Source organism: Pseudomonas sp. 1121_17 (genome assembly GCF_052850745.1).
This window is the reverse complement of sequence record NZ_VXCX01000017.1, coordinates 68,917-89,961: the sequence shown is the minus strand read 5'-3', so window position 1 is coordinate 89,961 and position 21,045 is coordinate 68,917. Positions and strand designations below refer to the sequence as shown.

General features: G+C 62.4%; 19 protein-coding genes. 13 read left to right on the top strand and 6 right to left on the bottom strand.

Going from position 1 to position 21,045, the window contains the following annotated elements; translation table 11 throughout:
• Positions 1–27: 27 nt before the first annotated feature.
• The 4 genes from FW789_RS22945 to aspA form a co-directional block, all read right to left on the bottom strand.
• The gene (locus tag FW789_RS22945; RefSeq protein ID WP_103435528.1) at positions 28–1,131 is read right to left on the bottom strand and encodes a polyamine ABC transporter substrate-binding protein; all 1,104 of its coding nucleotides are present in this window, start codon (positions 1,129–1,131) and stop codon (positions 28–30) included.
• A gap of 2 nt (positions 1,132–1,133) precedes the next feature.
• Positions 1,134–2,174 carry a histone deacetylase family protein gene (locus tag FW789_RS22940; protein WP_103435529.1) on the bottom strand — a complete coding sequence of 347 codons (1,041 nt, stop codon included), beginning with the start codon at positions 2,172–2,174 and terminating at the stop codon, positions 1,134–1,136.
• 117 nt (positions 2,175–2,291) lie between these two features.
• Entirely contained in the window at positions 2,292–3,284 is a 993-nt protein-coding gene (locus FW789_RS22935) for an AraC family transcriptional regulator (RefSeq protein WP_446432088.1), read from the bottom strand.
• Positions 3,285–3,464: 180 nt separating this feature from the next.
• Positions 3,465–4,889 carry an aspartate ammonia-lyase gene (gene aspA, locus FW789_RS22930; protein ID WP_101322839.1) on the bottom strand — a complete coding sequence of 475 codons (1,425 nt, stop codon included), beginning with the start codon at positions 4,887–4,889 and terminating at the stop codon, positions 3,465–3,467.
• A gap of 180 nt (positions 4,890–5,069) precedes the next feature.
• Between aspA and FW789_RS22925 the strand changes: the two genes are divergently transcribed.
• The 5 genes from FW789_RS22925 to FW789_RS22905 all read left to right on the top strand — a co-directional run bounded on the left by FW789_RS22925 (position 5,070) and on the right by FW789_RS22905 (position 8,683).
• Positions 5,070–5,999, top strand: a complete 930-nt coding sequence (locus FW789_RS22925; RefSeq protein WP_103435531.1) for a LysR substrate-binding domain-containing protein — start codon at positions 5,070–5,072, stop codon at positions 5,997–5,999.
• A gap of 174 nt (positions 6,000–6,173) precedes the next feature.
• Positions 6,174–6,665, top strand: a complete 492-nt coding sequence (gene purE, locus FW789_RS22920; RefSeq protein ID WP_101322841.1) for a 5-(carboxyamino)imidazole ribonucleotide mutase — start codon at positions 6,174–6,176, stop codon at positions 6,663–6,665.
• 10 nt (positions 6,666–6,675) lie between these two features.
• Complete coding sequence (locus tag FW789_RS22915; protein WP_103435532.1) at positions 6,676–7,758, top strand: 5-(carboxyamino)imidazole ribonucleotide synthase; 1,083 nt, start codon at positions 6,676–6,678, stop codon at positions 7,756–7,758.
• 97 nt (positions 7,759–7,855) lie between these two features.
• Positions 7,856–8,101: a GlsB/YeaQ/YmgE family stress response membrane protein gene (locus FW789_RS22910; RefSeq protein ID WP_101322843.1), complete on the top strand. Its 246-nt coding sequence runs from the start codon at positions 7,856–7,858 to the stop codon at positions 8,099–8,101.
• Between the two features lie 12 nt (positions 8,102–8,113).
• Complete coding sequence (locus FW789_RS22905) at positions 8,114–8,683, top strand: DUF3299 domain-containing protein (protein WP_446432087.1); 570 nt, start codon at positions 8,114–8,116, stop codon at positions 8,681–8,683.
• Between the two features lie 169 nt (positions 8,684–8,852).
• On the opposite strand, the gene FW789_RS22900 is transcribed toward FW789_RS22905, so the two are convergent.
• Positions 8,853–9,752 (bottom strand): D-hexose-6-phosphate mutarotase, encoded by a 900-nt coding sequence (locus FW789_RS22900; protein WP_340612493.1) that lies wholly within the window; start codon positions 9,750–9,752, stop codon positions 8,853–8,855.
• 70 nt (positions 9,753–9,822) lie between these two features.
• Entirely contained in the window at positions 9,823–10,221 is a 399-nt protein-coding gene (locus FW789_RS22895; RefSeq protein ID WP_101322846.1) for an acyl-CoA thioesterase, read from the bottom strand.
• A 353-nt stretch (positions 10,222–10,574) separates the two neighbouring features.
• Between FW789_RS22895 and FW789_RS22890 the strand changes: the two genes are divergently transcribed.
• The 8 genes from FW789_RS22890 to FW789_RS22855 all read left to right on the top strand — a co-directional run bounded on the left by FW789_RS22890 (position 10,575) and on the right by FW789_RS22855 (position 21,013).
• Positions 10,575–11,864 carry an MFS transporter gene (locus FW789_RS22890; RefSeq protein WP_103435534.1) on the top strand — a complete coding sequence of 430 codons (1,290 nt, stop codon included), beginning with the start codon at positions 10,575–10,577 and terminating at the stop codon, positions 11,862–11,864.
• A gap of 161 nt (positions 11,865–12,025) precedes the next feature.
• The gene (locus FW789_RS22885) at positions 12,026–13,024 is read left to right on the top strand and encodes a phosphate ABC transporter substrate-binding protein PstS (protein ID WP_186700321.1); all 999 of its coding nucleotides are present in this window, start codon (positions 12,026–12,028) and stop codon (positions 13,022–13,024) included.
• Between the two features lie 137 nt (positions 13,025–13,161).
• Positions 13,162–15,450, top strand: a complete 2,289-nt coding sequence (locus FW789_RS22880) for an ABC transporter permease subunit (protein WP_207072847.1) — start codon at positions 13,162–13,164, stop codon at positions 15,448–15,450.
• A 17-nt stretch (positions 15,451–15,467) separates the two neighbouring features.
• Positions 15,468–17,138 (top strand): phosphate ABC transporter permease PstA, encoded by a 1,671-nt coding sequence (gene pstA, locus FW789_RS22875; protein ID WP_446432086.1) that lies wholly within the window; start codon positions 15,468–15,470, stop codon positions 17,136–17,138.
• Positions 17,139–17,237: 99 nt separating this feature from the next.
• On the top strand, positions 17,238–18,071 hold the full coding sequence (gene pstB / locus FW789_RS22870; protein ID WP_101322851.1) for a phosphate ABC transporter ATP-binding protein PstB: 834 nt from the start codon (positions 17,238–17,240) through the stop codon (positions 18,069–18,071).
• Positions 18,072–18,151: 80 nt separating this feature from the next.
• Positions 18,152–18,922, top strand: a complete 771-nt coding sequence (phoU, locus tag FW789_RS22865) for a phosphate signaling complex protein PhoU (protein WP_103435538.1) — start codon at positions 18,152–18,154, stop codon at positions 18,920–18,922.
• A gap of 164 nt (positions 18,923–19,086) precedes the next feature.
• Positions 19,087–19,986, top strand: a complete 900-nt coding sequence (locus tag FW789_RS22860; protein WP_101322853.1) for a response regulator — start codon at positions 19,087–19,089, stop codon at positions 19,984–19,986.
• 127 nt (positions 19,987–20,113) lie between these two features.
• Positions 20,114–21,013, top strand: coding sequence for a peptidoglycan DD-metalloendopeptidase family protein (locus FW789_RS22855; protein ID WP_446432085.1), 900 nt, complete (start codon positions 20,114–20,116; stop codon positions 21,011–21,013).
• Positions 21,014–21,045 lie beyond the last annotated feature (32 nt).

The following is a 21,045-nucleotide window of genomic DNA, read 5'->3' as shown; positions in this document are numbered from 1 at the left end:
AAGAGGGGCGTGAGGGCGAGAATGCTATCAGGTACCAGATTTGATCCGGGTCCAGGCGCGGGTCCGGGCTCGCTCGGCATCGCGCGCCAAGGGCTTGAGGGTGTACAGCGTTTGCATCGCCTCAGCCGTCGGGTACAGGTTGGGGTTGTTGCGAATCGCCGCGCTGACCTTCTCGGTAGCGTCTTTATTGGGGTTGGGGTAACCGACAAAGTCGCTGATCGGCGCTATCACTTCCGGGCGCAGCAGGTAGTTGATGAACACATGCGCGTCCTCGGCGTTGGCGGCATTCTTCGGAATCGCCAGCATGTCGAACCAGATCGGCGCACCTTCTTTCGGCAGGCGCATATCCACAACCACGCCGTTGTTGGCTTCCTGGGCACGGTTGGCGGCCTGGGAGAAGCTGCCGGAATAGCCGACCGCGACGCAGATATCGCCATTGGCGATGTCAGCCATGTACTTCGAGGAATGGAAGTAGGTGATATACGGGCGAATCTTCAGCAGCAACGCTTCAGCCTTCTTGTAGTCCTCGGCCTTGTTGCTGTTGGGGTCCAGGCCCAGGTACTTCAGCGCCAGCGGCAGCACCTCGGACGGCGAGTCGAGCACGGCCACGCCGCACTGCTTGAGCTTGGCCAGGTTTTCTTCCTTGAAGATCAGGTCCCAGCTGTCCACCGGCGCGTTGTCGCCCAGCGCTGCCTTGACCTTGGCCGGGTTGAAGCCGATCAGCACGGTGCCATACATGTAGGGCACGGCGTACTTGTTGCCGGGATCATTGGCTTCGATCAGCTTCATCAACGCCGGGTCGAGGTGCTGCCAGTTGGGCAGTTTGCTGCGGTCCAGCGGCTGGAACACGCCGGCCTCGATCTGCTTGGCCAGGAACACGTTGGACGGCACTACTACGTCATAGCCCGAGTTGCCGGTCAGCAGCTTGGCTTCAAGCGCTTCGTTGGTGTCGAAGATGTCGTAGATCAGTTTGACCTGGCTGTCTTTCTGGAAATCAGTGAGGGTCTGCGGGGTGATGTAGTCGAACCAGTTGTACACGCGCAACGTGCGCTGTTCGGCCTGAACCTGAATGGTGCTGCTGAGCAGGCCAACGGCGAGCAATGGGGCAAGCATGTGCTTGAGGGTGATCATGGTCAGGCTCCTGGCTGGGCACGCTGGAAACCTTCCAGCACATTGACTGCGTTGATGCCGATTTCTTCCACAGCGTAGCCACCTTCCATCACGAACAAGGTCGGCTTGCCCAGCCGTGCAATGTGCTCGCCCATCTCCAGGTAGTCCGGGCTGTCGAGTTTGAACTGCGAAATCGGGTCATCCTTGAACGTATCGACGCCAAGCGAGATCACCAGTACATCCGGTGCATAGCGGGCGATGCGCTCGCAGGCCGCCACAAGCGCCTGCTTCCACGCTGCCCAGTCACTACCGGCGGGCAGCGGATAATTGATGTTGCAGCCCTCGCCGGGGCCTTCGCCAAGCTCGTCGGCATAGCCGAGGAAGAACGGGAATTCATCCTGCGGGTCGCCGTGGATCGAGGCGAAGAACACGTCGTCACGCCTGTAGAAGATGTCCTGAGTGCCGTTGCCGTGGTGATAGTCGACATCGAGGATCGCCACTTTCTTGTGGCCCTGGTCGAGGAATGCCTGGGCGGCGATGGCGGCGTTGTTCAGGTAGCAATAACCGCCCATGACTTCGCTGGCGGCATGGTGGCCCGGTGGCCGGCACAGCGCAAAGGCGGCATGGGCGCCTTGCTGGATGGCGTCTTGGGCGGTGAGGGCGACCTGCGCAGCGCTGTAGGCGGCCTGCCAGGTGCCCGCGGTAATCGGTGCACCGGCATCGAAGCTGTAGTAACCCAGCTCACCATGCAGCCCCGTCGGTTTAACCTGGCGCAGAGTGCGCGCCGGCCAGGTGAATGGCAGCAGGTCGCCGTCGTGGCCCAGTGCGGCCCAGCGCGCCCAGGCGCCTTCGAAGAAATTCAGGTAGTCGGCGCTGTGGATGCGCTGCAACGGTGCGCGGCCAAAGTCGCGAGGCGCTTGTACCGGGCCGAGATTGCGCGCCTTGACCCGCTCAAGCACATGATCGGCGCGCGAAGGCATCTCGAAACAGGGCATCAGCTGCCCGTCGATCAGCTCGCAACGGCCGTGGTGCAGGCGGTGATCATCGGAATAGATCGTCAGCATTTTTGTTTTTCTCCGAAGTAACTGGCGTGACCCATTGTCAGGGGCAGGCAGCTGAGGGAGAACGGCAGGCATGGCCAAAAGGGGATCAATGTGGCCAAGCTCGCTGGCCACTCTGGGCTAACCACGAAAGTGGCTCGGCGCTACACCGCTCCAGCGTTGAAAGGCATGGCGGAAACTCGCCGTCTCGCTGAAGCCGAGGGCTTCGGCGATTCGGTAGATGGGCATCTGGTCCTCGGCGAGCAATTGCTTGGCACGCTCGAAGCGCAGGCTGTCGAGGATCTGCTGATAGCTGCTGCCCAGCAACTGCAGGTGCCGGCGCAGGGTGCGTGAGGAACAGTTCATCTGCCGTGCCAGGCCTTCCAGGCCAGGTGCTGCATCCAGTTGCTGCAGCAACAGCTGGCGAATCCGCCCGAGCCACGCCTGGCGCCCGGTGAACTCCAGGTTTAGCTGGCGGCAGCGCTCGCTCATGGCCTTGTGGGTAATCGGGTCGGCCAGCGGCAGCAGCGTATCCAGCCAGCGCCGCTCGAAGGCGAAAGCGTTGTCACGGGCGGCAAAGCCCAGCGGGCAGTCGAAAGTCTCGGCATACAGCCCGTGATAGGCAGGCGCTGGCTGAGCGAAGCGGGCCGCCAGCAGCGGCAGCGGCTGGCCGAGCAAGTCTTCGCAGATGGTCTTAAGGGACACCAGGCAGAACTCGGCATTGAAGCTGGCCAAGGCCGGGCTGTCGGCGTAGTCACTGGCACTCAGCCACACCCGCTGGCCATCTTCGATCAGGCGCAGGCTGAACACGGTGCCCAACAGCGCGGGGAAGCGCAGCGCCAGGCGCAGGGCGTCACCCAAAGTGGCACTGGAGAGCAAGGCGTAACCGAGCATGCCGTAGCACGACACATGCATGCGCCGGCCGAGCTCCAGGCCGATCTCCTCGCGGCGGGCCACGGCGTTGGCACACACCTGCAATTCCTGCTGGGTGGTGATGCGCGCATCGGCATGGCCAAGGTCGGCCGGGCCAATGCCGCTGCCGGCCAGCAGGCTCGAGGCGTCGTTATGCTCTTCCTGAAAAACCTTGAGGATCAGCGAAACGGCATTGAGGGTGGTCAGGTGGCTGTGCAGCATGCTCGTCTATCCCGTGGCTTGGGAGGGATTAGCGAGCAAGTTGTGTGCCGCACCGCAGGGCTGATACCCCGCGCCGGCAAAGCGCAGATAAAAAAAGGGCCCGATGCATGCGCTCGGGCCCTTGAAAGGTCGAGAGGTGTCTAGTCCCTCAAACCTGGTGAGACGGGTTACAGCAGCCGGTTATGCCTTGAGTGGCACCAGGCGTGGAGCAATCATGTTTTCCGGACGCAGGATGTCGTTGAGCATCGCTTCGTCGAGCAGCTTCTCTTCACGCACCAGTTCCAGTACGCCGCGGCCTGTTTCCAGGGCGATGCGGGCGATACGGGTGGCGTTTTCGTAGCCGATGTACGGGTTCAGTGCGGTGACCAGGCCGATCGAGTGCTCGACCAGTTCACGGCAACGTTGTTCGTTGGCAGTGATGTCGACGATGCAGTGCTCACGCAGCATGTCCATGGCGCGCTGGAGCAGGCGGATCGAGTCGAAGATCTTGTAGGCGATCAGCGGCTCCATCACGTTCAGCTGCAGCTGGCCACCTTCGGCAGCGATGGTCAGGGCGAGGTCGTTGCCCATGATCGCGAAAGCGACCTGGTTGACCGCTTCCGGGATAACCGGGTTGACCTTGCCGGGCATGATCGAGCTGCCTGGCTGACGCGCTGGCAGGTTGATCTCGTTGATGCCGGTACGTGGGCCGCTGGAGAGCAGGCGCAGGTCGTTGCAGATCTTCGACAGCTTGACCGCAGTACGCTTGAGCATGCCCGAGAACAGCACGAAGGCGCCCATGTCGGAAGTCGCTTCGATCAGGTCGGCAGCCGGTACCAGTGGCTGGCCGCTGATGGCCGCCAGGCGCTGCACGGCGAGCATCTGGTAGCCCGGGTCGGCGTTGATGCCGGTGCCGATGGCGGTGCCGCCGAGGTTGATTTCGGTGAGCAGCTCAGGTGCCAGCGAACGCAGACGGTTGAGGTCTTCGGTCATGGTGGTGGCGAAGGCGCGGAATTCCTGACCGAGGGTCATCGGTACGGCGTCCTGCAGCTGGGTGCGGCCCATCTTCAGTACGTGGTTGAATTCCTGACCTTTGGCAGCGAAGGCCTGGATCAGGCTGTCGAGGCTGGCCAGCAGAGCGTCGTGACCCAGCAGCAGACCCAGACGGATCGCAGTCGGGTAGGCATCGTTGGTCGACTGCGCCATGTTCACGTCGTTGTTCGGGTGCAGGTACTGGTACTCGCCTTTCTGGTGACCCATGGCCTCCAGCGCGATGTTGGCGATGACTTCGTTGGCGTTCATGTTGGTAGAAGTACCAGCACCGCCTTGAATCATGTCGACCACGAACTGCTCGTGGTAGTCACCACGGATCAGACGGGCGCAAGCCTCGCTGATCGCAGCATGCTTGGCATCGCTCAGGTGCCCCAGCTCACGGTTGGCATCAGCAGCAGCCTGCTTGACCATCGCCAGGCCGACTACCAGTTTCGGGTAGTGCGACAGCGGGACGCCGGAGAGGTGGAAGTTGTTGGCAGCGCGCAAAGTCTGGATGCCGTAGTAGGCATCAGCAGGGACTTCAAGGGTACCAAGCAGATCTTTTTCGACGCGGAACGATGCAGCGGAGGACATGATAGATATCATCTCGAGTTTGACCCGGCACCTGCCGGAATGCCGCCAATCCTAGGCTGGAGCGCATTTGTCGGCCAATGCTGTTAGGCGCTATCCTATGCACAAACGGCATAATGATTGATGTGACGTCAACTGACATTCGAGCGTGTTCCATTTTGGTGCATGCCGGGAGATGGCTGCATGAACCTAGAAAGCAAATGGCTGGAAGATTTCAGCGCGCTGGCCTCGACGCGCAGTTTTTCGCAGGCGGCCGAGCGTCGCTTCGTTACTCAGCCTGCTTTCAGCCGGCGCATCCGCAGCCTTGAAGCGGCACTCGGGCTGACCCTGGTCAACCGCTCGCGCACGCCGATCGAGCTGACTGAAGCCGGGCAGCTGTTTCTAGTCACGGCGCGCACTGTTGTTGACCAATTGAGCGAAGTTCTCCGCCATTTGCATCATTTAGAAGGCGGGCAGGGCGAGGTTATCCAGGTGGCTGCGGCGCACTCGCTGGCCTCGGGGTTCTTCCCGCGCTGGGTGGCCCAGCTGCGCAACGACGGCCTCAACATCGCCACCCGGCTGGTCGCAACCAACGTCGGCGATGCCGTACACGCCCTGCGCGAAGGCGGCTGTGACCTGATGCTGGCCTTCTATGACCCCGACGCTGCGCTGCAGATGGATGCCGAGATCTTCCCGTCGCTGCACATGGGCACCACCGAGATGCTGCCGGTATGTGCTGTGGGGCCGGACGGCCAGCCGCTGTTCGACCTTGAGGGTGAAGCCAGTGTGCCCTTGCTGGCCTACAGCGCCGGGGCGTTTCTGGGCCGTTCGGTGAGCCTGCTGCTGCGCCAGCGCAACCTGCGCTACACCACCGTTTATGAAACGGCGATGGCCGACAGCCTCAAGAGCATGGCCCTGGAAGGCATGGGCGTGGCCTGGGTGCCGCGCCTGTCGATGCAGGGTGAACTGGCCCGCGGCGAGCTGGCGGTATGCGGCAGCAGTGCCTGGCATGTGCCGCTGGAGATCCGCCTGTACCGCTGCGCACTGGTGCGCAAGGCCAACGTAAGGCTGCTGTGGCGCAAACTGGAAGGCGGCACAGTTGACCCGAAAGTCAGCCAAACCCCCGAAAAATAGGCCCGACAGTTGGTCGCCAGGGGTGCCGGGATGCGCTTGCGTTACGTTATACTGCGCGGCCCCTGGACCGGATAGATATTCCGGTCGTGATCAGCATACAAGCCACGCCGGTCGTCCCGCGTGGCTTGTTGTTTTTTGACGCGCCTGCGGGCGCACAAGCGAAGAGGCTCGACGATGAGTGCACTGGTTGGCGTGATCATGGGCTCCAAGTCCGATTGGTCCACCCTTAGCCACACCGCCGATATGCTGGAAAAACTCGGCATTCCCTACGAAGTGAAGGTGGTTTCTGCCCACCGTACTCCGGATCTGCTGTTCCAGTATGCCGATGAGGCCGATGGCCGTGGCATCGAGGTGATCATCGCCGGTGCTGGTGGCGCTGCCCACCTGCCAGGCATGTGCGCCGCCAAGACCCACTTGCCGGTACTCGGCGTGCCGGTCCAGTCGGCCATGCTCTCGGGCGTCGACTCGCTGCTGTCGATCGTGCAGATGCCGGCCGGCGTGCCGGTCGCGACCCTGGCCATCGGCAAGGCTGGCGCGATCAACGCCGCGCTGCTGTCGGCGAGCATCCTCGGTGCCAAGTACCCGCAGTTCCACGCCGCGCTCAAGCAGTTCCGCGTAGAGCAGACCGAAACCGTCCTGGACAATCCTGACCCGCGTCAGGTTTGAGGCTTAGCACATGAAGATCGGTGTAATCGGTGGCGGCCAGTTGGGCCGCATGCTGGCCCTGGCGGGTACTCCGCTGGGCATGAACTTCGCATTTCTCGACCCGGCCCCGGACGCCTGCGCCGCGCCGCTCGGCGAGCATCTGCGGGCTGACTACGGCGACCAGGACCACCTGCGCCAGTTGGCCGACGAAGTCGACCTGGTAACCTTCGAGTTCGAAAGCGTCCCGGCCGAAACCGTGGCTTTCCTCTCGCAGTTCGTGCCGGTGTACCCGAGCGCCGAAGCGCTGCGCATCGCACGCGACCGTCTGTTCGAGAAGAGCATGTTCCGCGACCTGGGTATCCCGACCCCAGCCTTCGCCGACATCCTCTCGCAGGCTGACCTCGACGCGGCAGTCGCCAGCATCGGCCTGCCGGCCGTGCTCAAGACCCGTACCCTGGGTTACGACGGCAAGGGCCAGAAGGTGCTGCGCACAGCTGAAGATGTGGTCGGTACCTTTGCCGAGCTGGGCAGCGTGCCGTGCTTGCTCGAAGGCTTCGTGCCGTTCACTGGCGAAGTGTCGCTGGTGGCGGTGCGTGGTCGCGATGGCGAAACGCGCTTCTACCCGCTGGTGCACAACACCCACGACAACGGCATCCTGCGCCTGTCGGTCGCCAGTGAAGACCACCCGTTGCAGTCGCTGGCCGAAGACTACGTTGGCCGCGTGCTCAAGCAGCTCGACTACGTCGGCGTGATGGCGTTCGAGTTCTTCGAAGTCGACGGTGGCCTCAAAGCCAACGAAATCGCCCCGCGCGTGCACAACTCCGGGCACTGGACCATCGAAGGCGCCGAGTGCAGCCAGTTCCAGAACCACCTGCGGGCCATCGCCGGCCTGCCGTTGGGTTCGACTGCCAAGGTCGGGGAGAGCGCCATGCTCAACTTCATCGGTGAAGTACCGGCGGTGGACAAGATCGTTGCCGTCGACGACTGCCACCTGCATCACTACGGCAAGGCCTTCAAGGCCGGGCGCAAGGTCGGCCACGCCACTCTGCGCTGCGCCGACATGGTCAGCCTGCATGAGAAAATCGCCGAAGTAGAGGCGTTGATCGCAGGCTGAGGGAACCTCTGCCGGTTGCCTGCCCTCTGAGATGGCAACATGCCAAAGCGCTGTCTAGGCTTTGGCATGTCTCATCTTCAAATGCAGAGGGATTGCCATGGGCATCATCGGAACCATTTTCATCGGCCTCATCGTTGGCTTGCTGGCGCGATTCATCAAGCCAGGCGACGACAGCATGGGCTGGATCATGACCATCCTCCTGGGTATCGCAGGCTCCCTGCTGGCGACCTACGGCGGCCAGGCACTGGGCATCTATCAGGCCGGTCAGGCTGCAGGCTTCTTCGGTGCGCTGGTTGGCGCCGTGGTCCTGCTGGTGATCTACGGCATGATCAAGAAACGCTGATTGCACGGTAGAATGCTTGGCAATTCTCCCGAGTTGCCGAGCGTTCTCATGCGTGCGTTGTTCCTCCTTCCCCTTCTGCTGGCCAGCACCCTGGCCCATGCCGAGCTGCCCGAGACCGACTGGCTGGAACTGATGCCCAAGTCGGACCAACTGGCGCTGGAGCAGATGCCAGAAATCGACCACGACTCGCCTGAAGCTACCGGTACCTTTACCGACAAGGGGGGCCTCAAGCAGAGCAAAGGCTTGCCGGCAGTTATGTACTCGAGCAAGACCGTGCCGGCCATGAACGGCAAGCAGATTCGCCTCGGTGGTTATCCGGTGCCGCTGGAAAGCGACGCCAAGGGCAACAGCACGTTGTTCTTCCTGGTGCCGTATCCAGGCGCCTGCATCCACGTACCACCGCCACCGCCCAATCAGTTGGTGCTGGTGCGCTACCCCAAAGGTTTGAAGATCGACGATATCTACACACCGCTGTGGGTCAGTGGGCGTCTGCAGGTGGAGAAGGTCAGCAATGATCTGGCGGATGCTGCCTATGCGCTGGAGGCCAAGCAGGTGCGGGTCGTGGAGGATGCGGACCTGTGATGTAGGCCACCAGGATTTGCAGCACCGCAGAATTTTGGGGCCGCTTCGCAGCCCTTTCGCGACACAAGGCCGCTCCTACAGGGACCGCGCAAATACCTGGCAACGCGGTCCCCTGTAGAGCGGCCTTGTGTCGCGAAATGAGGGCGCAGCCCTCACCGGGGCCAGCAGATCAGAGCGCCTCGCTGCCTATCTGCAGGCTCAACACATGCCGCTCACCAGGCTTGAGCTCGACAACGTCATCCCAGACATTCGCTGTCTCGATGCACAGCATGCGCTGCCAGCCATCGTCTGCCATGTCCGGCAATTCGCGGGCGCGCTCGGTCCAGGGGTTCCAGATCACCGCCGAGCGCGAGCCGCTGCTGGTCAGGGTAATCCGTCGCTGCCAGTGCGGGTCGACAATGCTTAGCTGCTCAGGGGTATCGAGGTAGATGCGGTCGGTTTCGCCGCTGAACGCCAGCGCGCCCTGCTGAGTGCGCTGCTCCCAGTCAGCCAGGGTTTCGATGTAGCTCAGCCCTGCAACACCCTCGACCTGCGCCTGGCGCACGTCGCTGACGGCAAAGTAGCTATGCAAGGCCTGGCTGATGGTGACCCGGTCATCTCCGAGGTTGTGACTGGTGAGGGTGACACTGAGCTGCGCGGCAACTTCGATCAGCAGCTTCAGCTCGACCTTGTGCGGCCAGCCCGGCAGTTCGCCGTTGGCAGCCTCAGGCAGCGAGAACTGGATCTGTACCGTTTCGCCAACCTGCTCGATGCCCAGCAACTGCCAGTCCCGGCCACGCACCAGCCCATGAGCCGGGGCCTCTGTGCCGTTGTACATTTTTTGAACAGACTGTGGGTTACGTTGCAGGTTGCCAAACCAGGGCCAGCATACCGGGACCCCGGCACGCACCGATTTGCCCTGACGAAACAGCGCTTGTTCACTCAACCACAGCAGCGGCGGTTGGCCGATTCGCTGGTAGCTGAGAATCTGCGCGCCTTGCTGAGCAATCAGCAGTTCCGCCTGCGGGCAGCTGACGCGCCAGCAAGCAAGCTCGCCGTGGGTTTCGGTTTCGACCTGAAAGTTAGCCATACGCTCATCTCGTTGTTTGCACCTGGGTTTTCGACCCTGTGCTGTGCAACGAGTTTAACCCCGGCGTGGCTCAGCGACGAGGGACCGAGCGGGTGCGGCCACTGCCATCGATGGCGACGAACACGAACACCGCCTCGGTGACCTTGCGCCATTCACTGGACAGCGGGTCGTCGCTCCACACTTCGACCATCATCTGGATCGAGCTGCGGCCGATTTCCACCGTTTGGGTGTAGAACGACAGTTGCGCGCCAACCGCCACCGGGACCAGAAAGGCCATGCGATCAATAGCTACGGTTGCCACCCGGCCACCGGCAACGCGGCTGGCCATGGCGGTACCGGCGAGGTCCATCTGCGCGACCAGCCAGCCGCCGAAGATATCGCCAAAGCCATTGGTTTCGCGGGGCAACGCGGTGATCTGCAGGGCCAAATCGCCTTGCGGGATAGGATCTTCTTGTTCGAGCTCAATCATGCCGTGGGGCCTCTGACCCGTGACGCTTCGTTGGTTGGCGCAATCAAGGACGCCGTGAAAACGATCAGCCCATACTAGGCTGATTTCGTTTTGGAGGGCGGCCGCAGGGAAACTCTGCGAAACCGCCTGAGCATAATGACCGGCGTTTTCGCACAACATCCCACAACGGGAGCATTCTTTTCATTCGAATGGGCAGTATATAGACGCCTGCCGCCAGGCACGACCATGCATTGATGAATATCGAGAGAGTTTTTCTGCCGCTATGAGCGCCGGCAGGCAATTTGTTATCTTCCTCCCTCAACTATCCAGAAGCCGCGTTACAAGCGGCCTGCACGTCCTACAAGAGACCTCCGATGACCTCCGTGCCGAGCAGTATCGAGCAGCCTTCGCGGCCGCTGACCCGCAGTGACTACAAGACGCTCTCGCTGTCCGCCCTGGGCGGGGCGCTGGAGTTCTATGATTTCATCATCTTCGTGTTCTTTGCCACCGTGGTCGGCAAGCTGTTCTTTCCGCCGGACATGCCCGAATGGCTACGCCTGATGCAGACCTTCGGCATCTTTGCCGCGGGTTACCTGGCCCGGCCCTTGGGCGGCATCATCATGGCGCACTTCGGTGACCTGCTCGGACGCAAGAAGATGTTCACCCTGAGCATCTTCATGATGGCTCTGCCGACGCTGATCATGGGCCTGCTGCCGACCTACGCGCAGATCGGCCTGTGGGCGCCGATCCTGTTGCTGCTGATGCGGGTGATCCAGGGCGCGGCGATTGGCGGGGAAGTGCCCGGCGCCTGGGTGTTCGTCTCCGAGCACGTGCCGGCGCGCCATACCGGCTACGCTTGCGGCACCCTGACCGCCGGGCTGACCGCGGGCATCTTGCTCGGCTCGCTGGTGGCAACCCTGATCAACACCGTTTACACCCCGGTGGAAGTGGCCGATTACGCCTGGCGCATCCCGTTCCTGGTCGGCGGTGTATTCGGCCTGTTCTCGGTGTACCTGCGGCGCTGGCTGCACGAAACCCCGGTGTTCGCCGAGATGCAGCAACGCAAGGCCCTCGCCGAAGAGCTGCCGCTGCGGGCAGTGCTGCGTGACCATCGTGGCGCGATCGTGCTGTCGATGCTGCTGACCTGGCTGCTGTCGGCAGGCATCGTCGTCATCATCCTGATGACCCCGGCGCTGCTGCAGACGCTGTATCAGGTCAGCGCGCTGGATTCGCTCAAGGCCAACAGCGTGGCCATCGTCCTGCTCAGCCTGGGTTGCATTGCCGCCGGTAGCCTGGCCGACCGCTTCGGCGCCGGGCGTGTTTTGGTGATCGGCAGCCTGGCGTTGCTGGCCAGCTCGTGGACCTTCTACCACAGCCTGCCCAACCACCCCGAGCTGCTGTTCCCGCTGTATGCGGTGACCGGCCTGTGCGTGGGCGTGATTGGCGCGGTGCCGTATGTGATGGTCAAGGCGTTTCCAGCGGCGGTGCGCTTCAGCGGCCTGTCGTTCTCCTACAATGTCGCCTATGCGATCTTCGGCGGGCTGACGCCGATGGCGGTGACCGGCCTGTTGAAGATCAGCCCGATGGCGCCGGCTTACTACGTGGCGGTGCTGTGCACGGTCGGCCTGTTGGTGGGCCTGTATCTGCTGGCGAAAAAGCGCTGACAGAGCCGTTCCAGCTCGAGCAAAAGTGAAAGGCCATCTCGCGGATGCGATGATGGCCTTTCATCCAATTGTCACATTGAAGTCATAGAGTGTTCATGCGCCCTGCAGATACTGGGGCCCGTTCCATCCAGCACACCCCCTATTCCTGCTAGGAGCAAGGCATGAAACTGAAGCGTTTGATGGCGGCCCTCACGTTCGTCGCCGCTGGCGTTGCAACCGCCAACGCGGTGGCCGCTGTCGACCCAGCGATCCCGACCTACACCAAGACCACCGGTGTATCGGGCAACCTCTCCAGCGTCGGTTCCGATACTTTGGCGAACCTGATGACTCTGTGGGCCGAGGCCTACAAGAAGGAATACCCCAACGTAAACATCCAGATTCAGGCTGCCGGCTCCTCGACTGCGCCACCCGCGCTGACCGAAGGCACCGCCAACCTCGGCCCGATGAGCCGCAAGATGAAGGACGTCGAGCTGCAGGCCTTCGAACAGAAGTACGGCTACAAGCCAACTGCTATCCCGGTCGCGGTCGACGCCCTGGCAGTCTTCGTGCACAAGGACAACCCGATCAAGGGCCTGACCATGGCGCAGGTCGATGCGGTGTTCTCGTCGACGCGCCTGTGCGGTGCCAAGGCCGACGTGAAAACCTGGGGTGACCTCGGTGTGACCGGCGACCTGGCCAACAAGCCGGTGCAGCTGTTCGGTCGCAACTCGGTATCCGGCACCTACGGCTACTTCAAGGAAGAAGCCCTGTGCAAAGGCGACTTCAAGCCTAACGTCAACGAGCAGCCTGGTTCGGCTTCGGTGGTACAGTCGATCAGCAGCTCGCTGAACGGCATTGGCTACTCGGGCATCGGCTACAAGACTGCCAGCGTCAAGACCGTGCCGCTGGCCAAGAAAGAAGGTGGCGAGTTCATCGAAGACAACGAAGAGAACGCCCTCAACGGCAAGTACCCGCTGTCGCGCTTCCTCTATGTCTATGTCAACAAGGCGCCGAACAAGCCGCTGGCTCCGCTCGACGCCGAGTTCATCAAGCTGGTGCTGTCGCAAGCAGGCCAGCAGGTTGTAGTAAAAGATGGCTACATCCCGCTGCCGGCCAAGGTAGCTGCCAAGGCGCTGGCTGATCTGGGCCTGTCGCATGCCAGCAACGTTGCCAAGCAGTAAGTAACACTGGATGGGGTTGGCCTGCGGGCCGGCCCTGTCAGCTATTTTCGGTCCGGCGCCAGGCTTACTGTGCGGCGGGCTTTGTTGCGTCAACGCACTGTCATGTTTTTGTAATATGGGACCGCTAGGGTGTGCGCATGAATGATCTGGCCAACTCCACCATGAGCGACAAGGCTCCGCCGGTGCGCATTGACTTCAATACGCCCGAGCTGCAACGCAAGCGCCGCATGCGCGCCCTCAAAGATCGCCTGACCCGCTGGTATGTACTGGTGGGCGGGCTTGCCGTGCTTGCGGCGATCACCCTGATCTTCTTCTATCTGGCTTACGTGGTGCTGCCGCTGTTCCAGGGCGCCGAGCTGACCCGCAAGCAGGCGTTGCAGCCCACCTGGCTGCAGCAAGATGCCGGCAAGCCGCTGTTGATCGCGCTTGAAGAACAAAACCTGGTTGGCCTGCGCGTGTCCGACCAAGGTCAGGCGTTATTCTTCGACAGCAAGACCGGTGCCGAGCTGAAACGTGTTGACCTGCCAGTCCCGGCCGCTGCGCACGTGACCTCGATCAGCGCTGATCAACCGGGCAGTCCGCTGATCGTGCTGGGTCTGTCCAACGGTCAGGCACTGGTGTTCAGTCACACCTACAAGGTCACCTACCCGGACAACAAGAAGACCATCACCCCGGGCATCGACTTCCCTTACGGCGAGACGCCGTTCGTGCTCGATAGCGCAGGTCGGGCGCTGGAACATGTCAACGTCAACCTCAATGGTGAGTCGCTGATCCTGGCCGGCTCGCACGGCTCGCAGTTGCTGGTCAGCCAGCTGACCCGCGAAGAAAACATGATGACCGGCGAGGTCAGCAGCGAGCAGATCAGCATCGACCTGCCGCAGATGACCGAAACGGTCAAAGCGATCTATGTCGACCCGCGTCAGCAGTGGCTGTATGTGGTCAACGGTCGCGCCCAGGCCGATGTGTTCAGCCTGCGCGACAAGAGCCTCAATGGTCGCTACAAGCTGCTCGAAGACGGCCAGGCGGAAATCACCGCGAGCACCCAGCTGGTGGGCGGTATCTCGCTGATCTTTGGTGATTCCAAGGGTAGCCTGAGCCAGTGGTTCATGGCCCGCGACCCGGATGGCGAGTCGCGCTTCAAACTGATCCGCAGCTTCCAGCTCGGTACCGCGCCGGTGGTGCAGATCGACGCCGAAGAGCGCCGCAAGGGCTTCATTGCTCTGGACAGCGCCGGCCAGCTGGGCGTGTTCCACAGCACCGCGCACCGCACCTTGCTGGTCGAGCCAGTTGCCGATGGCGCAGGCATTCTGGCCCTGTCGCCGCGGGCCAACCGCATCATCATCGAGCAAGGCGGCAAACTGCTGCCGCTGAGCCTGAAGAACCCTCACCCGGAAGTCTCCTGGAGCGCGCTGTGGGGCAAGGTCTGGTACGAGAACTACGAGGAGCCGAAGTACGTCTGGCAGTCGACTGCCTCGAACACCGACTTCGAGCCCAAGCTGAGCCTGTCGCCACTTACCTTCGGCACCCTCAAGGCAGCCTTCTACGCGATGATTCTGGCGGCACCGCTGGCCATCGCTGCTGCGATCTACACCGCCTACTTCATGGCTCCGGGCATGCGCCGCAAGGTCAAGCCGGTGATCGAGTTGATGGAGGCGATGCCGACGGTGATTCTCGGCTTCTTCGCCGGTCTGTTCCTCGCGCCGTACCTGGAGGCGCACTTGCCGGGCGTGTTCAGCCTGTTCTTGCTGATGCCATTGGGTATTCTTCTGGCCGGCTTTGGCTGGAGCCGGCTGCCCGAGTCGATCCGCCTGCGCGTGCCGGACGGCTGGGAAGCCGCGATCCTGCTGCCGGTGATCCTCTTCACTGGCTGGCTGTCGCTGTCCATGAGTCCGTTCCTCGAGAGCTGGTTCTTCGGCGGCGACATGCGCCTGTGGATCAGCAATGACCTGGGCATCACCTACGACCAGCGCAACGCCCTGGTGGTCGGTATCGCCATGGGCTTTGCGGTCATCCCGAACATCTACTCGATCGCCGAAGACGCCGTGTTCAGCGTACCGCGCAGCCTGACCCTGGGTTCGCTGGCGCTGGGCGCAACGCCATGGCAGACCCTCACCCGAGTGGTGATTCTGACGGCCAGCCCGGGGATCTTTTCGGCGCTGATGATCGGCATGGGCCGCGCAGTCGGCGAAACCATGATCGTGCTGATGGCCACCGGCAACACACCGGTGATGGAGATGAACCTGTTCGAAGGCATGCGCACCCTCGCGGCCAACGTCGCGGTGGAGATGCCGGAGTCGGAAGTCGGCGGCAGCCACTACCGGGTACTGTTCCTCGCGGCGCTGGTGCTGCTGATGTTCACCTTTGTGATGAACACCCTGGCCGAGCTGATTCGTCAGCGTCTGCGCAAGAAATACTCGTCGCTTTGATAGAAAGGTAGAGATCCGTGAAAAAGGATTCCCTCAAAGGCTGGTTCAAGAGCGGCGCTCCCGGCGTTTGGATCAGCGGTGGCGCCGTCGCCATCGCCGTGATCATGACCGTTGGCCTGCTGGCGGTGATCGCCGTGCGCGGCCTTGGCCACTTCTGGCCGGCCGACGTGATCCAGGCCACCTACAAGGTGCCAGGGCAGGCCGAGCACATCGTCGTCGGCGAAGTAGTGCAGCAGGAACAGGTACCCGTGGCTCGGCTCAAGGGCGCTGGCCTGCCAGTGCCGGACAACGGCCCGGAATTCATGACTCGGGAGCTGATCAAGGTCGGCAACCGCGACATCAATGGCAGCGACTTCACCTGGGTGGTCGGCGACTGGCTGGTCGATCAGACCGCCCCGGCGGACTTGATCGCCCTGGAGCGCCGCGAGTGGGGCAACTTCTATGGCTACCTGGTCAGCGTCAAGCAGGACGGCCAGGTAGTGGCCCAGGGCGATGCGGCCTGGGGCGAATTGCAAGCCCGCCTGAAACGCGCGAGCAAACTTGCCGGCGAGCTTCAAAACCTTGAGAAGAAAGACATCGGTGCCATCAACCATGGCCTTGAACGCCTGCGCCTGCAGAGCCGCAAGCTGGAGCTGGCGGGCAAGCTGGACGCCACCGCGCAGGCGGACCTTGAGTCCGAGCGCGCCGAGCTGAACAGCCGCTACAAGGCCATCGAAGAACGCCTCGGCGCGCTGCACCGCGATTTCAGCCGGGACAGCCTGGTGGTGCGCGATGGCAATGGCCGCGAGCTGGAGATCAACCTCGACAAGGTCGTGCATGCCTATCAGCCCAACGGCATGGGCATCGTTACCAAGCTGGGCACCTATTTCGCCAAAGTGTGGGAATTCCTCAGCGACGACCCGCGTGAGGCAAACACCGAGGGCGGGATCTTCCCGGCCATCTTCGGCACGGTGATGATGACCCTGATCATGGCCATCATCGTCACCCCGTTCGGTGTGCTCGCGGCGGTCTATCTGCGTGAATACGCCCGGCAGGGCCCGGTCACCCGGCTAATCCGCATCGCCGTGAACAACCTCGCCGGCGTCCCGGCGATCGTCTACGGTGTGTTTGGCCTGGGCTTCTTCGTCTATGTGCTGGGCGGCTCGATCGACCGGCTGTTCTTTCCCGAAGCGCTGCCGGCGCCGACTCTGGGTACGCCGGGCCTGCTCTGGGCATCGCTGACCCTGGCGTTGCTGGCCGTGCCGGTAGTGATCGTGGCCACTGAAGAAGGCCTGGCGCGAATCCCGCGGACCCTGCGCGAAGGCTCGCTGGCGCTCGGTGCGACCAAATCCGAGACGCTGTGGAAGATCGTGCTGCCGATGGCCAGCCCGGCGATGATGACCGGCATGATCCTCGCCGTCGCCCGCGCCGCTGGCGAAGTCGCGCCGCTGATGCTGGTGGGGGTGGTCAAGCTGGCGCCGACGCTGCCGGTCAACGGCAACTACCCCTATCTGCACCTTGATCAGAAGATCATGCACTTGGGCTTCCACATCTACGACGTCGGCTTCCAGAGCCCCAACGTCGAAGCCGCGCGGCCGCTGGTGTACGCCACCGCGTTGCTGCTGGTGCTGGTGATTGCCACGCTCAACCTGTCGGCGGTGTGGATGCGTAACCACCTGCGCGAGAAGTACAAGGCGCTCGACCACTGATTCAGCTTCACGCCACAAGCGCCCGGCTCAGCAGTCAGGCGCTTTTGCCCAGACCGCAGCTTGCAGCTCGAAGCCGGCAGCTACAAACGGAGTGAAACCATGCAACATGAAACTCAAGCTCATGGCATCGACATGTCGGCCCTGGGACGCAACAAGCAGAGCCTGCGCCTGGCTGAAGAAGCTGTAGCCATCGAAGTGCCTGGCCTGTCCCTGTACTACGGCGACAAGCAGGCGCTGTTCGACGTCAGCCTCAATATCCCCAAGCAGCGCGTGACCGCCTTCATCGGCCCGTCCGGCTGCGGCAAGTCGACCTTGCTGCGCACCTTCAACCGGATGAACGACCTGGTTGACGGTTGCCGCGTAGAAGGCGAAATCAACCTTTATGGCACCAACATCTACCGCAAGGGCGAAGACGTAGCCGAGCTGCGTCGTCGGGTCGGCATGGTGTTCCAGAAGCCCAACCCGTTCCCCAAGACCATCTATGAGAACGTGGTCTACGGCCTGCGCATCCAGGGCATCAACAAGAAGCGCACCCTCGACGAAGCGGTCGAATGGGCGCTGCGCGGCGCGGCCTTGTGGGATGAGGTCAAAGACCGCCTGCACGAGTCGGCTCTGGGCCTGTCCGGTGGTCAGCAGCAACGTCTGGTGATTGCCCGCACGATTGCCGTGGAGCCAGAAGTGCTGCTGCTCGATGAGCCGTGCTCGGCGCTCGACCCGATTTCCACGCTCAAGGTCGAAGAACTGATCTACGAGTTGAAATCCAAATACACCATCGTCATCGTCACCCACAACATGCAGCAGGCGGCGCGCGTCTCCGACTACACCGCGTTCATGTACATGGGCAAACTGATCGAGTATGGGGACACCGATACGCTGTTCACCAACCCGGCCAAGAAGCAGACCGAAGACTACATCACCGGTCGTTACGGCTAGCAGCCGCTGCCGGCTTCACGCCGGCACCGACCCGAATACCTTGAAGCTTGCAGCAGCTGGCTTCTGCGCGGAGCGAACGCATGATCAACAAAGAAAGCCTTACCCATCACATCTCCCAGCAGTTCAATGCCGAGCTCGAAGAAGTGCGCAGCCACCTGCTGGCCATGGGCGGGCTGGTCGAGAAGCAGGTCAACGATGCGGTCACCGCGCTGATCGAGGCTGACTCGGGCTTGGCCCAGCAAGTGCGCGAAGTCGATGAGCAGATCAACCAGATGGAGCGCAACATCGACGAAGAATGCGTGCGCATTCTGGCCCGGCGACAGCCGGCGGCTTCTGATCTGCGCCTGATCATCAGCATTTCCAAATCGGTAATCGACCTTGAGCGCATCGGCGACGAGTCGACCAAGATCGCTCGCCGCGCCATCCAGCTATGTGAAGAGGGTGAGTCGCCGCGTGGTTACGTCGAAGTGCGCCACATCGGCGACCAGGTGCGCAACATGGTCCGCGACGCGCTGGACGCATTTGCCCGCTTCGACGCCGAGCTGGCGCTGTCGGTGGCGCAGTACGACAAGACCATCGACCGCGAATACAAGACTGCGCTGCGCGAGCTGGTCACCTACATGATGGAAGACCCACGCTCGATCTCGCGGGTACTCAGCGTGATCTGGGCATTGCGTTCGCTGGAGCGAATCGGCGACCACGCACGCAACATCGCCGAGCTGGTGATCTACCTGGTGCGCGGCACCGACGTGCGCCACATGGGCTTGAAGCGGATGAAAGCCGAGGTCGAAGGCACCGCAGGCCGCGAGGCTGAAATCGCTAATGTTTTGGCTGAATCGGACGATAAATAGGATTGCTCCCGAGCCTCAACGCCCGGCCCAGTGCCGGGCGTTTTCGTTTGCGGTCGAGCAGCCAGCAGGCACCCGCGAACAGTGTGCGACGTCCCGACCTGATTCGCTGCTTGGCAAATGGCCATCAGTGAGCGTTATGCTAGTCGGGATCAAGAGGAGTATCGATGAGTAAAGTCAATGTGCTGGTTGTGGATGACGCCCCGTTCATTCGCGATCTGGTAAAGAAGTGCCTGCGCAACGCCTTCCCGGGTATGGTCATCGAAGATGCAGTGAACGGCCGCAAAGCCATGGCATTGCTCGGTAAGGAGCATTTCGACCTGGTCCTGTGCGACTGGGAAATGCCGGAAATGTCGGGCCTGGAATTGCTCACCTGGTGCCGTCAGCAGCCAGAGATGAAAGCCCTGCAGTTCATCATGGTGACCAGCCGTGGCGACAAGGAAAACGTCATTCAGGCGATTCAGGCCGGGGTTTCCGATTTTGTCGGCAAGCCGTTCACCAACGAACAGCTGCTGACCAAGGTGAAAAAATCCCTGAGCAAGATCGGCAAGCTCGACAGCCTGATGTCGGGCGGCGTGGCCAAGGTCAATTCGGCGTTTGCCAATGACTCGCTGAGCGCCTTGACCGGTGGTCGCCCGGAGGCTGTCAGAGCCGCTCCGGTGGCCGCCGAGGCTGCCCGGCCGCTGGTCGCCGCAGCAGCGCCGAAGGCCGCGCCAAGTGCCGCACCGGCCGGTCGTGGCCAAGGCCAATTGCGCCTGGCCAGCGGCGCGCAAGCCTGCGTGATCAAGGCCCTGAGCCTGAAGGAAGCGCTGCTGGTGGTGCGTCGCAGCGCCAACCTGCCGCAGGTGCTTGAAGGCGCGGTGCTCGACCTTGAGCAGGGTGACAACGCTGAAGTGGCGCGTCTGAACGGCTATCTGCATGCAGTGGCGGCGATGGAGCCCAAGCCGGACAGCGACTGGCTGCAGCTGACCTTCAAATTTGTCGATCAGGACGCGCAGAAGCTCGACTACCTGTCGCGCTTGATTGCCCGCGGCACTACACAGAAGCACTTCACTCCCGGCGCGTGAGTCGCTGTTCGACGCAGCCACGGCCCCTGTCAGCACGGGCCGCGGCTGCGCCGACCAACTGCCATACCCAATGGCAATCCGCCTGCTAGGCTTCGACAGAACTCAACTGTCTTAAAGCCACCATCCCATGCCCAGCCGCCTGCTGCTGTTCTGTGCCCTGCTCACGGCTTCGGCGTCGAGTGTGGCCATGACGTTGTATCGAACCACTGATGCTTACGGTGTTGTGTCGTACTCCGATCACGACAGCGAAGGCGCCAAGGCCTATGTGATCTTTCGCGAGCCGATCGTCGAGCGCCTCGACGGCCAGGTGCGGCTGAACAGCGAGGTCATCGCCGGCGGGGTGCGCTTCAGCGCGCACAACGAGCTGTTCGCGCCGGTCGAGGTCGAGTTGCGCCTGCAAGGGCTGAGCAATGCTCAGGGGGGCAACGCGCCGCGGATCGTGCGCAAGGTGCTGCCAGCGCGCTCGACCCAGCTGCTCAACGTGATCATGGCTCAGCCCGGCAAGCAATTGGGGTATCAGAGCAAACTCGATTACGCCCTCGGCAGCCCGCTGCAGCGGCCGCAGGCATTTCGCTACCCGTTCCCCTGGCGTGGCGGGCCGTTTCGTTTGAGTCAGGGCCCGAACGGGCGCTACAGCCACTTCGGCGCCAAGGGCCGCTATGCGATGGATATTGCCATGCCTGAAGGCACGCCGATCGTCGCTGCGCGCGGCGGGGTGGTGATCAAGACCGAGAACAGCCAGAACGGCCGCGGTACCAATGCCTCAGGCAACTTTGTGCGCATTCTCCATAGTGATGGCACCATGGGCGTCTACCTGCACCTGATGCAGGGCTCGGTGGTAGTCGGCGAGGGGCAGCGGGTCAGCGTAGGGGATGCGCTGGCCAAGTCGGGCAATACCGGCAACAGCACCGGGCCGCATCTACACTTTGTGGTGCAGCGCAATGTCGGTTTGGCACTGGAGTCGATCCCCTATCAGTTCGACCGACCCCTTGGCGGGTTGCCTAATTTCACGGCGGGCAATCCCTGAAGATGGGCTGCCCTGCGCCTAAAAGAGCGCTG